This window comes from Proteus vulgaris, from assembly GCF_023100685.1.
GTDB lineage: Bacteria > Pseudomonadota > Gammaproteobacteria > Enterobacterales > Enterobacteriaceae > Proteus.
Genome location: NZ_CP090064.1, coordinates 1,296,794 through 1,313,575, shown reverse-complemented (window position 1 = coordinate 1,313,575; position 16,782 = coordinate 1,296,794). Strand labels below are relative to the sequence as shown.

Sequence of the window (16,782 nt, the reverse complement as noted above, 5' to 3'; positions counted from 1 at the left end):
TTAACTTATTGTTTTTAAAACTTACTCCATCCACTCTGTATGAAATACGCCATCTTTATCAGTACGTTTATATGTATGCGCACCAAAGTAGTCACGTTGAGCTTGGATTAAGTTTGCTGGCAACACTTCTGCACGATAGCTATCGTAGTAAGAAATAGCGGCAGAGAATGTTGGAGTTGGAATACCTGCTTGTACGCCATAACAAACAACATCACGTAAAGCTTGTTGGTAATCGTCAGCGATTTGTTTAAAGTATGGCGCTAACAGCAGATTTGCAATGCTTGCATCTTCATTATAAGCATCTGTAATTTTTTGCAGGAATTGAGCACGAATGATACAACCCGCACGGAAAATCTTCGCGATTTCGCCGTAGTTTAAATCCCAGTTATATTCGTCTGATGCGGCTTTCAGTTGTTGGAAACCTTGAGCATAAGAAACGATTTTACCTAAATACAGTGCGCGACGTACATTTTCAATAAAGGCTTTTTTATCGCCAGAGAATGCTTTAGGTGTTGGGCCTGATAATACTTTAGATGCAGCAACACGTTGATCTTTTAATGAAGAGATATAACGAGCAAACACAGACTCAGTGATAAGAGTAACGGGTACACCTAAGTCTAAAGAGCTTTGGCTAGTCCATTTACCTGTACCTTTATTTGCCGCTTCATCAAGAATAACATCTACAAGGTATTTACCTTCGTCATCTTTTTTACGGAAGATATCAGCAGTAATTTCAATCAGGTAGCTACTTAACTCGCCTTTATTCCACTCAGTAAAGGTTTCTGCTAATTCTTCATTAGTTAGACCTAAAGAGTGTTTTAATACTGAATACGCTTCTGCAATCAATTGCATATCGCCATATTCGATACCGTTGTGAACCATTTTCACATAGTGACCCGCGCCATCAGCACCGATATAAGTCACACAAGGTTCACCTTCAGCAACAGCCGCAATTTTTTCAAGGATTGGCGCGACTAATTCGTAAGCTTCTTTTTGTCCACCCGGCATGATTGAAGGGCCTTTTAACGCGCCTTCTTCACCACCAGAAACCCCCGTACCAATGAAGTTAAAACCTTGTGCTGATAATTCACGGTTACGACGAATGGTATCTTTAAAGAAAGTATTTCCGCCATCGATAAGGATATCGCCTTTATCTAAATGCGGTGTCAATGCAGCAATTGTTTTATCCGTTGCTTCACCCGCTTTTACCATTAATAAAATACGGCGCGGTTTTTCTAACGAATCAACAAACTCTTCAATAGAATAATTCGGAACCAGTTTTTTACCTGGATTTTCAGCGATAACTTCGTTGGTTTTATCGCTTGAGCGGTTGTAGATGGATACAGAATAACCACGGCTTTCAATATTTAGCGCAAGGTTACGTCCCATAACTGCCATACCAACCACGCCGATTTGCTGTTTTGACATGAAAATAACTCCCGTCTGAAAATAAACCTGCCAGTATCAATGTACTGACAATTTGTTAACCTGATCACATAGTAACTCACTCTCTCACTTGGTGGTAGTTATTGATGTAATTGGTATCACAATCTTTTAGACAAAATAAAATTATTCCCCTGCAATCGATAATAAATTATTGAAAATTTCCTTCAAATTGCTCATTATTCCCAAGTCGGCATATGCCGTCTTTATAGAAGGTAAAACAAACTGTATGGAATGGATCTTGGATCCGACGATCTGGGTAGGACTTTCCACCCTAATTGTTCTCGAAATCGTACTTGGTATTGATAACCTTGTTTTTATTGCTATTCTGGCAGACAAACTCCCAGCAAAACTAAGAGATAAAGCACGTATAACCGGCTTATTGTGTGCTCTTGTTATGCGAGTTGTGTTGTTATTTAGCCTCTCTTGGCTTATCACTCTGACAAAACCTCTTATTACACTGTTTGATCATCCTTTCAGTGCAAGAGACTTAATTATGCTGCTCGGAGGGATATTCTTGCTGTTCAAAGCCACTATGGAGCTTAATGAACGGCTAGAAGGTAAAGATCACAACGAAGGGAAACAACGTAAAACGACCAGCTTTTGGTCTGTCGTTGCACAAATTATCGTACTGGATGCGGTATTCTCGCTTGACTCAGTGATAACCGCTGTGGGTATGGTTGATCATTTAGGCGTTATGATTGCAGCTGTTACTATCGCAATGTTCTTGATGATCCTGGCAAGTAAACCTTTAACAAATTTCGTCAATAATCACCCAACCATTGTTATCTTGTGTTTAAGCTTCTTGCTGATGATTGGTTTTGCATTAGTTGCCGAAGGCTTTGGTTACGCCATTCCAAAAGGTTACCTGTATGCAGCGATTGGCTTCTCTATCATGATAGAAGTCTTTAATCAGTTAGCACAATTTAACCGTCGTCGCTTCTTATCTGCTTCTCGCTCTTTACGTGAGCGCACAGCAGAAGCGGTGTTACGTATTATTAATGGTAAGTCTGAATCTTCTGAATTAGATCCTCACACATCTGATTTAGTCTCCAGTTCAGAAGAAGTGTTTGATCCTCAAGAGCGCCAAATGATTGTGCGCGTGCTTGGTTTAAGCCAACGTAATGTTAACAGTATCATGACGTCTCGCCATGATGTTGAATACGTAGACTTAAATGCAACACAAGATGATATCCGCCAATTATTGGAAAAGGACCCCCACTCTCGCTTAGTGATTACTGATGAACAACACAGTGATGAACCTGTTGGTGTGGTTAATATTATTCAATTGTTGAATCAACAATTACGTAATGAACCTCTAAACTTACGTTTATTGGTCACACAACCGTTGATCTTCCCTGAAGGTTTATCCTTACTGCAAGCATTAGAACAATTCCGAAGTGCACATACCCACTTCGCTTTTGTTGTAGATGAATTCGGTTCAGTAGAGGGTATCGTCACGTTAACTGACGTAATGGAAACCATTGCGGGTAACTTACCTGTCAGTTCTGAAGAAAACGATTCTCGTCACGACTTGGTTCAAAATGAAGACGGTTCATGGACTGTAAATGGTTTTACACCACTTGAAGACTTAGTGCTTTATATTCCAATCAAATTGGATGAAAAACGTGAGTATGAAACCTTAGCGGGCTTATTAATGGAACACTTACAACGCGTACCAACCGTTGGTGAAAAAATCTTGATTGATGGTATTGAGTTTGAGCCATTAGAAGTGAATAACCATCGAATTAATAAAGTTCGAATTGTAGAACCTACACCTGAAGACGAAGAAAACGTTGACGAAGCGTAATCCCTGTCAAATAGCAAAATATCCGCCTTTATGGCGGATATTTTTTATCTGAAGATTGTGTCTACTGGAAAATAATATGTATACCAATGTCAGCGTTAAAATAGTCTGGTTAACCTCTGTTGAAGGAGGAAGGCTATCACCACCTCCTTTAGCTGGTTTTTATTATCCAACCACTCAACTACCTTACAACCCAAATAATTGGAGCCTTGCGATTGAAATCACTCACACACAGAAAAAGTCAGAACATTGGGTAAGTGAGGGTAATATGCAGTTTTTAGTTGAACATGCCCCTCATCATTTATTAGAAGAATTAGAAAAATTTGAAATTTATGAAGGCGCTAAAAAAGTCGCTGATGTTTTTATTCACTTTAAGTGATCATGTGCTTCACAGCTTTCTTAAAACAAAAAATCAGACTTTGATACGAGTTTAAGTTATTAAAAGTGAATAATGATCGAATTAATAAAATGCTTTCCAGAGATCTTTAGGATTCGTTTTTTCATTTAAGATATAAGGATCATTAGGGTCTATTTTGCACTGCTCTTCTACTTCCTCTGGCCAAATAGGACGGCGACTGGTTAAGATTGCAATATAGCGAGGAATACTAATAATAAAAATAATTGGAGACATCAATGGCATTAAAATTTTCAACATACCTTTAAATAACGTGCTGACATAAAAGAACGTGAATCCATAACTTTCTTTTTTATTGGCTATCGGTAAACAAAATTCAACTTGTTGAATAATATTCTCAGGCCCTTCTTCCATATAACGTCGAATAAACTCCCAATGATATTTCAGTAATTCAAAATTACCAGTGGAGGCAGGAAGGCAAAAGGTATCAACAATAGTTTTATTATCATCAGCAAGAACATGCCCACTAATATAATAGTCGTTTTTCATACTTTTAGCGTAATCAAGTCCCGTGGTGAAAAATACTTTCTTCCAAGGTACTGAAATAATAGAACCATCAGTGCGAAAGGCGTAAACCATTTGATTTTTACGATCAAAACGTAATGGGTAGTGTGTCCATGCAAACCACTCTGTTTTCAGTAAAGAGAACATAAAAAGCCCCATAGCAAGAAATAGAGATCCCATAGTAATAATATATAATATGATTCCTTTAGATAGTGGGCTAAAAAAAATAAAGTGTATAATGATCCATATTACACCTCCCAAGAATGCAATAGTACCTAAAGAAGAAAAAAGACTCACAAACCCTTTTGAAGAATAATATTTATCCACCATTTCTAGATAATGAGAGTTTATTGCAATGACTTTTATATCAGGAATTAACTCTTCATTTTCTAAATCAATACGATTATTTTGGTCCAATTTACCGGCTATTTCTTCGTTATTTAATGGGCGATTAAGCTTAAATTTTTGTAGTAATCCATAAGAGTCCATTTTAATTATCTCTTTATTTGTTTAAATTTTTAATCTAAAAAGATCTTTTCCGGTAAAATAAAATTGCGTAGTTGCAAGAGTGCGATTGGGCCATCGCCCATTTCTGTTCTTAAAGTGTAATTGAGTGACTGTCCATTTAAGGTTTTCCAACTGACAGAGTAACTGCTGGTGCTACCAGCATAAGGGGCGATATTGGCATCCTCCAATAACCGAATGATGCCCCAGACGCCACGATAATCGCCATAAATACGTGTACCTGTATTGGTGGTGATCCAACTCAGCGATGCACCTGAAGCAACGGTATCAGCTGGCCAAACGAAGCGTTGCCATTGCGGTTGTTGGTTATCATAGATAAGAGATTGTTTATCTATCATTAGGTGGGTTTGCATAATGTCTGGTGATGTACCAGGACGTAACTCAAAGTAAAGACGCGCTTCACCATTCGCAAAAACGACATCCCCGAGATAGCTTAGCTTGTCTAAGGCTTTTAAGAACTCAGGGTTAAAGGTTAAGCCCTGTGCATTTGTGGTATCGGGTACCCAGTGCGTACCTTCTTTATGCAAAACGCCGTTAAGGTGAGTTTCAAGGAAGCGTTGAATACGACCATTATCAGGGCGTAGATATTGCGCCATTAAAGGTAATGAGATTTCACTTTGCGTATTTTTGAGTGGATAGCGACCACCGAATGCCCTATTCCAGTCATTAACAACGGCATTTCGCCATTGAGTGTTAATACCTTGCGAAGTGGGCGCTAATAACTGTTGCCATGCTTGAGACATGGGTTGCACAAGCAATGTATCACCAAAGCTATTCCACTCTTGCCCAAAGCTTGCTGCAATCAAACTGCCGTAATCTTGCGTTTCTGATAAATCGACGGTTTTTCCTTCAAAAACACTTCGAGCCAATGCTTGAGACATGGCTTGTGGATCGGGGGCATTAACAACTTGTTGAAGTTTTAAGCGAACTCGAGTCACGCGTGTGAGGTAGGCTTGTAGGCTTAACGCATCACTGTTTTGCGCTGAAGATTGAGGATCGGTGAAGGCAAGTATTGGTGCAAAAACAGGCTCTAGAGGGCCGGTAAATTCCGCCTTTTGACTAATAACCGGCTGTTGTTCTTTGTTTAATAAATCTTTGGCTGAGTTAACAAAAGAGTCTGCTAGTTTTTCTTGTTGGCGCCCCGTTTTACCTTGATAAGAAAGCGTATTCATTAAGGCAATAATGGGGGATTGTCTGACATCGCTCATTAAGGTGAGTTGATCAATGGTATCTGAAAGACTTTGTGTTTCTCGCCACTGCAAACCATTGAGGAAGCTTAACCAACTGCCTGAAAAATCATTAAAATAGCGTTCTGTGAGATTTTGCTGGAGTTTTTCAGGTGAGATATCAATATCGGTCTCTTTTTGTGTGTCACTTAATACCCAATCTATTTCTTCTCGTCTTTCATAAACGGCTTTTTTAATCGCGGGCTCAATCGACTCTTCCCACGCTTTACGGGTAAAAATACCGGGTACGGTTTCAGTGGTACTGAGTAAGAAGCTGACATCGGTATCCCCCGTCATATCATCTAAGCTCATATCTGCAAAGTTATGCTGTGCCTGTTGTAAGATTTTTTGGTAAAGCGCAGATTCGCCATTACGTTGACCAATTTGGCGAATAAGAATGGTTCGGCTTCCTGCCACTAAAGTACGATTAGGCTTGATTGTCCATTCATGGTGATAAGGCAATTGAGAGGCATAGAAGGTTAATAATTCGGTGCCTAATGTCTGCCATTCCCCCTCTTTTAATCCGTTATAGTCAGGCCAAATGCGTAATGCACTTTCAGTGAAGAATGCAGGATCAATACGGGATGGATCGCTCATCATTAAATAGGCTTTTAATGCTTGATAAGCGGATTGAGCACCTTCAATACGTTCTGCGCTTTCTGGTGGGAGTTGCATAAACGCGTGAAGGTAATTTTCAAGGTGTTGTTGGGTTGAATCGCGCAATAACGGCAACATAGATTGGCTATAAACCGGCCATAGATGACTAAGTAATGCGTTATTACTGCTTAAGCCAAAGCGTAGCCAAAATGGAACAGAAGTTTTTTCTCGATGGCTTAATAAACCTAAGGTTTGTTGTAAGCCATATTGTGCCTGCAAGCGGGCAAATTCAGATTGATGATTGTCTGTTGCTAACTGCGCTTGTTGTTGGCTTTGGGTAATTAATTGGCGATTCATAAAATAAGAAACCACCATACCAATCCCCCACAGTGTCATGGCAGTGGCAACGGTATATTGCAAAATACGTTTTGAGTTTAGCCCTAAAGGTGATGCCTTTAGTTGAGGGGGAAGGTGTGAATTTGCCGTGAGAAGCGCTTTCCAATGGGGATTGGATGTCCATTGATTATTTTGTGATAAAGTTGCAGACACGTTATTGTCAACAGGTGTACTAAAGAGCACACCAGCGAACGGCAAGGAGCGATAACCTGATAAAAGCGGTGCCAAAGTATTGGCGATTTTTTCACATCCTTCATGTTGAAGAAAACGCGCTAATGCTAATAGGTAAGTTTGTGTTGGGTTATGCAAGACAGCTAGTGTGCCTTGTTCCACTAGTGCCGGTAAAAGCGTTTTTAAGTCATTAGAAAGCGTTTCAGATGTCGCTTTTAAAGGGGCTGAATAAAGGACTGTGGGTACTTCATTTGTTGTTATTTCACCGTGATTACTGATATTCCAAAGCCAAATGGGGGCTTGCCAGCGTAATTGACGAAATAGCTGGTGGAAATAACGGCTAGCTGTGTCTGTATTGGTCGGATTTAAGTGATTAAATAAGGAATGACCCAGCGGTTGTTGCGATAAGTTATTTTCTGATACCCAAATAACCGCATCGAGCGGACGACGTCGGCGCAGTTGTTTTAAATCTTGAATTAAATTTTCATCAATACTTTGATGGATATCGCCACCATAGATAAGCAACGTGCCGTTGTTTTCTTGCCAGATGTCCGTTGTTAGATTAGGAGTGAGTTTTTCGATAGATGTCGAGGTGCCGATGAGGAGTTGGATTGTTATTTTTCTGCGCCAGAAAGTGCTGTAGTAATTTTTACTATAGTCAATAATATTATTTATAAAGCTGGTATTAGCATAATCCATCTGGACCTGTGACTTGATATTTTTATTTTCCCCTCTAGCATTACTATAGTTAAACTTCCCAATATATCGAGCAATTATAAATAAAAATGCAATACTAAAAAATACAATAACCATTGTAATTAAAGTTTTTTTTAAAAAAATATTTTCTTGAATAGAATATTTTATTGTGTCAATGGCATTTAGTGAGCATAGCAGGATAAATAAAAAACAAATTACACCAATAAACAGTAGCAGTATAATTACCCATGTTTTTTTAAAATATTTCTAAAATAGAAAAACCTCATATCCATGCCTTTGCTCCGCTATAATATTAATAAGCTTTAAGAAAGCTTAGTTTAATGGATTAACAATTAAAATATTTTTTTTATCAATTAATAGTTGTGGAGATTTTTCTTTAATTAATTGAGTTGTAGTGATATAAACATTCACCCAAGGAGATGCATTATGTGTATATCCGATACTACGATTAATATCGTATAATACAGTGTGACGACTAATATCTGATGATAAAATTTTTATTTTTATTTCATTCTCATGATTATCTTGTAAATTTGTTAGCCATATATCTTTTAATTTATTTTTATCAAGATCGCTCCATATCGCTACAGTATTAATTTTTTCATTAAATAGGTCGAAAATATTTTTATTCTCAACCAATTCTGGACGATGAATTTTTGCTATCCCCTTAATTGGATGATAGTTAGAAAAAGAAAATAATTGTGCAGTAGCTACTTCACTATGATAATTAATAGGAGTATCAAAAGAATAAATATTAATTACAAGTAAAAAATCAAATAATTTAGGGCTATCTAACCAATGATCAATTAAATCTATTTTTACCTCTTCTGTATAGCTAACATAATAGGCTCTTTCTATTCTTTGAGCTAATATCTCATCAATCTCTAGTTTTTCATCATCTGAAAAATTAGAATAGTTAGATGATATTATTATATTAAATTTAGCATCATCAGAAATTTGATATATTTTAGATATTAATGATGGTTCTATTAATAATTTATTTAACCTATTTATTATTCTAGTAACATTATTCTCCTTAATATCAGAAAATTGAGAGAAATAAATAACATTGCCATCTAATTGATATGAAGGTAATAACGATGATTTACCAACCACTATTTGAGTCGATAAATCTTTACAATTTTCGAGATAAGGTAATATCATTGTTTGACTTAATAAGGTTATATATCTCTGTCCAATGATAATCAGATTATCTCTATCTTCTTCTCTTTTTTTATCCCACCCATCAGCTATAAATTGATGCAATATATAAAATAAATATCTGAAAAAACAGAGGCCAACCCACACTAAAAAGGTTAAAAAAGATATTTGTAAAACTGATATCTTTTTTATATTAAGAAAAGGAAAGATAAAGTAATTAATAAAATTAATAAAACATAATAAAAAAACAAAAAACTTTCCCCACGTTTTTATGGAGGGCAGTGAATGGCGTTTTGCTTTTGGTGGTAAAGATGATAAATCAACAGGCATAAGTTTATTGACTCACTTTAGCTTTAGAAAGAGAAGAAATTAATGTACAACCACAGCTACATTTATATCCATCGAAAGCAACAGGAATACCATCATCTAAAAATGTGGGATGACCTTGAGCTATTACAACATTATCATGCCCTTTTTTAGGGCAGTAAACAGCATCACCTAAACGTGCAACACCAATACCATTAAATATCATAGAAGATGATCCTGATAATACATAGCCTCCGCTACTATTCTTATCACCGATGCGAATAATTCCTTTCATTATTTAATACCTTAAAATAGTTTTTAATAAAATGCTTTCCAGAGATCTTTAGGATTCGTTTTTTCATTTAAGATATAAGGATCATTAGGGTCTATTTTGCACTGCTCTTCTACTTCCTCTGGCCAAATAGGACGGCGACTGGTTAAGATTGCAATATAACGCGGGATACTGATAATAAAGATAAGTGGAAACATTAATAACATCAGGATCTTAAATAGTCCTTTAAATAAAGTACATATATAAAAAAAGGTAAAACCATAACTCTCTTTTTTATTAGCTATAGGTAAACAAAATTCGACTTGTTGAATAATATTCTCAGGTCCTTCTTCCATATAGCGTCGAATAAATTCCCAATGATGTTGCAATAATGCTGGATTACCTGTGGAGGCAGGAAGACAAAACGTATCAATTACCGTTTTATTATCATCTGCAAGTACATGACCACTAATATAATAATCAGCACTTATATTTTTCACATAATTAAGTCCTGTAGTAAAAAACACCTTTTCCCAAGGCACTGAAATAATAGAACCGTCAGTGCGAAAGGCATAAACCATCTGATTTTTTCGATCAAAGCGTAAAGGATAATGTGTCCATGTAAACCATTCTGTTTTCAGTAAATAGAACATAAAGGATCCCATTCCAATAAGTGGAAGAATCATAAAAAGAGTAAATATTAAATCTTTTTTAGATAATTGATTGGAGAAAATAAGATCTGTTGTAAATAATAATATACCACCTAAACACATTATGGTTCCAAAAGCACCTATAAAACTAAAAATACCTTTTGAAGAATAATATTTATCCACCATTTCTAGATAATGAGAATTTATTGCGATCACTTTTACATCTGGAATTAACTCTTCATTTTCTAAATCAATACGATTATTTTGGTCCAATTTACCAGCTATTTCTTCGTTATTTAATGGGCGATTAAGTTTAAACTTAGGGTGTAATCCGTAATAGTCCATATTAATGTTGTCCTAATGCTTGTTTAAATTCACTCATTTCCATCTCCATAGTTGGAAAAATAGGAGGTAAAATATATTCGGGATTATCGTTAGGTATTTTTTGCCATAAGCATTGTTCCAACCATTTTTGGATATTATCCTGTCCTTCAATGGCGATATAAATAGCTGCTCCTAACATAAGAATAACGGCGACTAGAGTAATAACCAATCCTATAGGGGTTAAACTAGAAGTGAAGATTAGAAAGATAAACCATAATCCTGCAACTCCAGAAACTAAATATGCTACTGCTAGTCCGCTATTATTTTTTCTAACTTCAACCATATGATAAAAATCAAAAGCAACAGTTACAACGCCCGCCGCTAATCCTAAAAATCGTCCCATAATTTTGGATGCTGTTTCTAAAGATTTTAATCCATTGAAAGTGCGAGTTGTTAACAGACTATGAACTCGAACATATTCTTTAATTCCGGTTTCAATCACACCGAATCCAGTGCCAAGAACCGCAGCTGCCCCGGCATAAAATCGACTATTCTCTTCTAATTGATCTTTCGATAATGTTTTTTTATTTCCAAAATCAGCAGAGGAAAGCACAGCTACGGTTTGTAATATTCCAGATAATACACCTGCCCCCATTAAAGTCAGTGCTTTCCCTGAGCCTGTTGTTAGCTGAGTTTTCCACTGAATATGAAGTTTTTCCTTTGATTCTGAAGTGGTAAATAACATTCCAGCCATTGCTTCTTCTTTTGCTTTTTTAGGAAGATTTTTAATATTCTCCCATTCAGTAATATCTATATCTATTAAATAATTTTGGTTTTTTATATTATAAACATCAAGACCTAAACACTGTTTACGTTTTATTTCTGCTCTGACATGAAATTCTAATAAATCTTTATTAGGCGTTACCCCGCCATTATTAATCGTCATCAATTCGGATACAACATACTTGATAAAATGTTTATACTCACCTGATTTACTAAGTGGAATAATTGCTTTTTTTTGAATAACACCAAGAGTGACTAAAAATGGAAATACTTTTTTTGACTCTAAAATGGTATTCGTACTTTTTATAATAGCAGATGAAAAATTTGCTAAATATAGCCCCATTACACTATCAGCATTAAAACCAGGATTGTTTACTTTATCCACTATTTGTTGCATAGCATCAATTAAACCATTCCATGGTACAGATGTCAGATTAGGGGATTGAAATACTGCCTTGTTAATTTTTTGTATTAATGTTTCATGATTAAAAGCAAGCGCTCTAGCGACAATGTTGCTTTTATCTGTCAGATCTTTTAATAAAGCTTTACTAAATAAATCTCTAACCTTTTCTTTATTTGCCATATTTGCGACAGCATAGCAAACGGTCGCAGTGTATTCCATACCACTTGTAATATCATTTTCATCAAAATTATATAAAAAATAATCTGTTAATTTCTGAGATTCAAACCAATCAATATAGAGTTCTATCCTAGGATTTAATATCCTTTGAGTATATTCGGATAGTCTATTTTTAAACTCTTCCTCAAAAGTATCGAATTTTTTAGTATCATAATATTTTTCATATTTAGCCCAATGAGCTTGAGTTTTTTGTTCTATAACTGATTTTGCTAGAAGTTGCTTTATAATATCGCTATCAGGAGCATCTATCGGTACTTTATATGTATTATCACCTTCGGGATATTTATGAACTATACCATTAGTATCTACACGTACAACGTCAACACTTTCACTGAGATCATTATTTTGAATAGTTTTTGTTATATAATCAGTCTGAAACTTGTTTTTTATTCCTTCTTTTAAACTAGAAATGGTAGTATAAAGCATAGTTTCACGCTCAATATCTTTTTTCTTATAAACATCTTTATCAAGTTCATATTGAATAAGTGCGGATAAATCTTTTAAAATTCCAACAGGATCTTGTAATACTAATATTGCACCATTTGAATGAAAGTTACTATTAACTATTTTTTCAATATCTTTCCCTGATGCTTTTGGTGATGCAAGATATTTTTTATTTAAAGCTATTGCACCATAAATAGCATTAGTTAAGATTGAAGCTGTAAATAGAAAAGATGGTGACCACTGTTTTAATTCGCTTTCTCTTGATTTAAGAAAGTATTCAGAGATATATTCATCGGGTTTATCAAGTCGTAATGATTGTTTTTCTTTATTAGTCTTAAGCCATCTATCCATATTAAATAATTGCATATTTTCTTGATAAAAACTGGGTTCTTCATGTTTTTTTCTTACGACATCAGTCCATTTCACTTCAGACCAAGAAAACCAAAAATTTCCATTTTTTAATGGTGCAGGGAAAATAGGGAGAGTAATAAATGAAGCTCTTGCTAATTCTTCTGGTTTATCAATACAAGGTTTTACTTCACCAGAAAGAACATCATCTGGAGCCTCTCCATTTTGTGGAAGCGGGTAATAGAAGCCATCTTTAGTGACATAATAATTTATCCAGGATTGAGCCAATTCATCCCAAATATTCAAATAGCCAGCACGTAATAAACGAAGAGTATATGCAGTTTCGCCCTGATTATTAATCGGTACTTCAATATTATTCGGTATAACAGGAAGTATATCATTTTGAGACATAATTGCGGGTCTAACGGGTAATATCGGAAACCCATATCGCGTACAAAATTTACAGCCTTCTTGTTTGCTAGAAGAGTCCATTTTATTCTCCATAAATTTCAATTAAAGTGGGTGTCTCAGATTTTATTTCATTCCATTTTAAAATATCTATTTTAAGTATCATTCTTGAAAAATATTTAGGATTTTTAGATGACAAATATAATAGTTCTTTAAAATTATTTTGGAGCCAAAATGCACATTGATATGTTACTCCATAAAACGAAAAATTAATGATATCTTCTTGAGCTATCAAACCTAAATTATTTGCTTGAGTAATTAATTTATTAATTATCTTACTGGTTTTTATTCTTTCAGATAATACTGTTATTCTTGGTAATTTATTTATTATTTGATTAATCAAACCTATTTGGTGAATTTGTGTTAATGGTAAATCAGTCGGTGAGCCTTTTTGATAATTAATATGTTCTGGAAAATATAATGTATTCCATTGATTTTCTAATAGGTAAGTCCAGGATTGAATTAAATGCGTTTTTAATAATAATTGTAATTGCCAAGGTGTTAACATCCAAGATAAATGAAATAAAACTCTAGGATCATAATAGCGTAGTACATAATTTTGTTGTTCATAGCTAATTAGCAACATACTTGCCAGCTCATTTTTTATTTCATTTGCTGATAACTGACTTTCTAAGAGTAAACAAATTTTTGCAGAAGATGAAATTTCTGCCGACTGTTGCATTATTTCCGATATTATAGATTGCCATTCAGATGATGAAAGTTCATGTAGTGATATCAGTGCGGGATAAAGATGTGATTGCGGTTTAAGATGTGAAGAAACGATATCTAGCGTGGGATAACGTTCAACCAGCTCATTTGCAAATGCTTTATCTATAACAGCATATTGATGTTCACTAAAACTTTTAGCTTGTGATAAATAATATTCCATATTCATTCCTTAGCTTAAAGGGATAATTCCGTCGCCATTTTGAGCGGCTTCACTCGCCATTACTTCACAAGCAGTAAAATTAGGATAAGGTGTATTTAATGTTGCAACATCAAGATATTGAAGATTAGCGCTTTTTACATTAAAGTCCCCACCAGTTCCATGTTCAATCTGAGTTGCTTCTATTGTGATATAAGATCCCCCAGATTGGAGGGTTATTTTCTTATTAGCACTAATAATAATTTCATCATTTGTACTTGTGATATTAATTGCCTTTTGGGCAATTAAATCAAGGGCATCTGTTTGTGCTTGAATTTCAATTTTACCTGCTACACTTACTAGTTTTATTCCTAACTCATGAGCAAAGAGTACAATTTTTTTCTTCGCTATTAAAAATAAACGCTTAAGAGATGATATTTCGGTATTTCCTACCGCTGAATATATTTGATTACCATTACTGCTATGCTGAATATGCTTAGGTGTAGAAACAACAATTCCCCCTGGAGCTCCAGCAATTATTACAGGCTCTTTTAATTCAGTAATACTATTATCTAAAAAGGTTGCTTGGGTTTCGTTATCTAAAGCGTCAACTTCTGCTTTTTCTAATAGTATAGACAGCGATTCTGCTGTTGATAATGCATCAGAAAGTTGGCGTTTTATTTCAACAATATTAAGTTGTTGCTCATCAGCCTTAGTTTGTTCTTCTGCCGTAAGAAGTAATCCTTTACCTGCTCTTATTGCTCCCCAACTATCAGTGCGTAACTCAAAACCTTCACCACGTTTATCACGATTGGCATCGACAATATGACCTAAGCTTAACTGAGATTTACCACCATATTCGGTGCTGAGTTTAATATGCTCCTGTCCACGTTTATCCTCCATTCGCAATTTATTATTTGCAGGGGTACGAATCACATTACGAGTGTTGTTTCTATCCGTTACATGATCGGGATGACGCGAATCATGCAATACATGGGCGATGTAAGGCCGGTCTGGGTCGCCCTCATGAAAGGCGATAGCGACTTCAGTACCTTGAATTAACGGAAAATGCATCCCGTAAGTGTCACCGGCATAAGGTTTTGCCAAGCGTACTGGCATACTTTCATAGCCCATGGGTTTTTCATCACGGTCAGCATCAAATTTTACCCAATAAAAACCGTGTTCATTTTGGTGAGCGTAAATATCGTTATCTTTTGCACTCGTAATACGCGCAGTCAGTGTGCCTGTAATAATTGGACGAGGTTTAACAACTGGACGCCAACAAAGTGTTTCACTATAAGGAATGGCATTAAACCGCACTTGTAGTGCTTTTTCTCGACCACCACTAAAGCGTAAGCGAGTGATTAAAATCGGTGATTGAAACACAGACGGTAATGATGAAGGTATTGCGTTATCCGTGATAGAAAGCACTTGTAGTGGTGATAAAAAGTCAGCATTGCTTTCACCTTTTAAGCGAGTTTGTCGAGTCAGAAAACGTTCATGATCGAGTCTTGCCCAAAAGTTAGCAGTTTCTGCTTCAGGTGTGAGTTTATCGCCACGAGTAAGATGTCTTGCTTGGTAATGATAAACTTCACCATAGTGAATTTCATCACCTTCACCACGTGTCATATCCGTTACTACTGAAATCAAGGTGTCTTGCGCTTGACGATGGTTATAGTCTTTGGTGAATACATTCTGTTCGACCACTTGATGGTGTAATGATAATCCCCATACGCTTTCTTGGTGGTTATCGTTCATACCGGAAGGGCTATTGAGAGGTAATGTTTTATCAAAGATATAAGCACTTTGGCGATCGGCAAAACGGATGACTTCGGTTTGTGTTTGGTCTTGCAAATAGAATGAGTAAAAAATACCAACTTCACTTAATAGTCGTTCTATAAATTGACGATCACTCTCATTGTATTGATTAACTTGCTCACGCTTGGGATATTCATTTTTAAGTGTAAATTCAAATTCCCAATCTTTAAAATTATGCTCACGTAAAATTTGGCTTACAACATCAGGCACAGATTGATTGAGGAAAAATCGATGAGAGCGGATTTGATGACGTAATAATGCAAAGACAGGCTCAATAACGAGTTGATAACGCGCTTCATCCACCGAACCTGATAAACGCCGAAATTGTGTGATAACACCATGAACTTGCTTAGTGATGGGCTCTTGCGTTGCCAAATCGGTAATACTGTTAATTGGCGGTGTAAAAGATAGCGTTGCACTACGGCGCAAGAGTTGTTGTGGCTGTAAATCTTGAGTTTGGCAAGTAAAGGTAATTTGATAATGGTAGGTATCACTTATTGCTTCGCGTCCAGTGAAGTGTTCTACATCAAATAAAACATCACATCCTTGTACATTAAGATAATAGCGATTTTGTCCATTGTACCTGGCCATATTCTCCATTTTTACATTCTCTTTTTTATGTATTTAATTGATCAGTAGTGTATTTTTTAGTGGTTATTCACTGTGAATTACCCTATTAATCACCATAAAACACGCTACCGCCCTTTGCTGTAAACCAAAGCACATAAGGCGTGATTATCAATTCATTATCCATAGCATCATTTTTAGCCAATAAAAAAGCGTATTTAATAATACTTACCAGTGATTTAAGCCAAACATACCACGATACATAAAATAAATTAAACCTATTTATTTTTAAATGTGATTTAACAGTAAAAAAATAGGAATAAATAAGTAGTTACT

General features: G+C 35.6%; 11 protein-coding genes. 2 read left to right on the top strand and 9 right to left on the bottom strand.

From position 1 onward, the window contains the following. Positions 1–21: 21 nt before the first annotated feature. Positions 22–1,428: an NADP-dependent phosphogluconate dehydrogenase gene (gene gndA / locus LW139_RS06175; RefSeq protein ID WP_023581264.1), complete on the bottom strand. Its 1,407-nt coding sequence runs from the start codon at positions 1,426–1,428 to the stop codon at positions 22–24. A gap of 244 nt (positions 1,429–1,672) precedes the next feature. Here gndA and LW139_RS06170 point away from each other — a divergent pair, with 244 nt between their 5' ends. Together LW139_RS06170 and LW139_RS06165 are read left to right on the top strand one after the other, a co-directional pair. Then, complete coding sequence (locus tag LW139_RS06170) at positions 1,673–3,253, top strand: TerC family protein (RefSeq protein ID WP_247850776.1); 1,581 nt, start codon at positions 1,673–1,675, stop codon at positions 3,251–3,253. Positions 3,254–3,329: 76 nt separating this feature from the next. Further along, positions 3,330–3,629: a hypothetical protein gene (locus LW139_RS06165; RefSeq protein WP_247850774.1), complete on the top strand. Its 300-nt coding sequence runs from the start codon at positions 3,330–3,332 to the stop codon at positions 3,627–3,629. A gap of 81 nt (positions 3,630–3,710) precedes the next feature. Here LW139_RS06165 and LW139_RS06160 read toward each other — a convergent pair whose 3' ends face one another. The 8 genes from LW139_RS06160 to LW139_RS06125 all read right to left on the bottom strand — a co-directional run bounded on the left by LW139_RS06160 (position 3,711) and on the right by LW139_RS06125 (position 16,470). Continuing rightward, positions 3,711–4,658, bottom strand: coding sequence for a DUF6708 domain-containing protein (locus tag LW139_RS06160; RefSeq protein ID WP_247850772.1), 948 nt, complete (start codon positions 4,656–4,658; stop codon positions 3,711–3,713). Positions 4,659–4,687: 29 nt separating this feature from the next. Further along, positions 4,688–7,783 (bottom strand): ImcF-related family protein, encoded by a 3,096-nt coding sequence (locus LW139_RS06155; RefSeq protein ID WP_247850771.1) that lies wholly within the window; start codon positions 7,781–7,783, stop codon positions 4,688–4,690. A gap of 330 nt (positions 7,784–8,113) precedes the next feature. Continuing rightward, a complete protein-coding gene (locus LW139_RS06150) occupies positions 8,114–9,292 on the bottom strand; it encodes a hypothetical protein (RefSeq protein ID WP_247850770.1) in 1,179 nt (392 codons plus the stop codon). Between the two features lie 4 nt (positions 9,293–9,296). Beyond that, positions 9,297–9,563, bottom strand: a complete 267-nt coding sequence (locus tag LW139_RS06145) for a PAAR domain-containing protein (protein ID WP_109409733.1) — start codon at positions 9,561–9,563, stop codon at positions 9,297–9,299. A 23-nt stretch (positions 9,564–9,586) separates the two neighbouring features. Beyond that, positions 9,587–10,534 carry a DUF6708 domain-containing protein gene (locus LW139_RS06140; protein WP_247850769.1) on the bottom strand — a complete coding sequence of 316 codons (948 nt, stop codon included), beginning with the start codon at positions 10,532–10,534 and terminating at the stop codon, positions 9,587–9,589. A gap of 1 nt (position 10,535) precedes the next feature. Further along, positions 10,536–13,220, bottom strand: coding sequence for a T6SS effector BTH_I2691 family protein (locus LW139_RS06135; protein ID WP_247850768.1), 2,685 nt, complete (start codon positions 13,218–13,220; stop codon positions 10,536–10,538). A 1-nt stretch (position 13,221) separates the two neighbouring features. Continuing rightward, a complete protein-coding gene (locus tag LW139_RS06130; RefSeq protein ID WP_247850767.1) occupies positions 13,222–14,085 on the bottom strand; it encodes a DUF4123 domain-containing protein in 864 nt (287 codons plus the stop codon). Between the two features lie 9 nt (positions 14,086–14,094). Then, positions 14,095–16,470, bottom strand: a complete 2,376-nt coding sequence (locus tag LW139_RS06125) for a type VI secretion system Vgr family protein (protein WP_247850766.1) — start codon at positions 16,468–16,470, stop codon at positions 14,095–14,097. Positions 16,471–16,782: the final 312 nt, after the last annotated feature.

Coding starts and splice junctions, on each gene's coding strand:
- gndA (WP_023581264.1), bottom strand. CDS start 1,428: ATGTCAAAACAGCAAATCGGCGTGGTTGGTATGGCAGTTATGGGACGT.
- LW139_RS06170 (WP_247850776.1), top strand. CDS start 1,673: ATGGAATGGATCTTGGATCCGACGATCTGGGTAGGACTTTCCACCCTA.
- LW139_RS06165 (WP_247850774.1), top strand. CDS start 3,330: ATGTATACCAATGTCAGCGTTAAAATAGTCTGGTTAACCTCTGTTGAA.
- LW139_RS06160 (WP_247850772.1), bottom strand. CDS start 4,658: ATGGACTCTTATGGATTACTACAAAAATTTAAGCTTAATCGCCCATTA.
- LW139_RS06155 (WP_247850771.1), bottom strand. CDS start 7,783: ATGGATTATGCTAATACCAGCTTTATAAATAATATTATTGACTATAGT.
- LW139_RS06150 (WP_247850770.1), bottom strand. CDS start 9,292: ATGCCTGTTGATTTATCATCTTTACCACCAAAAGCAAAACGCCATTCA.
- LW139_RS06145 (WP_109409733.1), bottom strand. CDS start 9,563: ATGAAAGGAATTATTCGCATCGGTGATAAGAATAGTAGCGGAGGCTAT.
- LW139_RS06140 (WP_247850769.1), bottom strand. CDS start 10,534: ATGGACTATTACGGATTACACCCTAAGTTTAAACTTAATCGCCCATTA.
- LW139_RS06135 (WP_247850768.1), bottom strand. CDS start 13,220: ATGGACTCTTCTAGCAAACAAGAAGGCTGTAAATTTTGTACGCGATAT.
- LW139_RS06130 (WP_247850767.1), bottom strand. CDS start 14,085: ATGGAATATTATTTATCACAAGCTAAAAGTTTTAGTGAACATCAATAT.
- LW139_RS06125 (WP_247850766.1), bottom strand. CDS start 16,470: ATGGCCAGGTACAATGGACAAAATCGCTATTATCTTAATGTACAAGGA.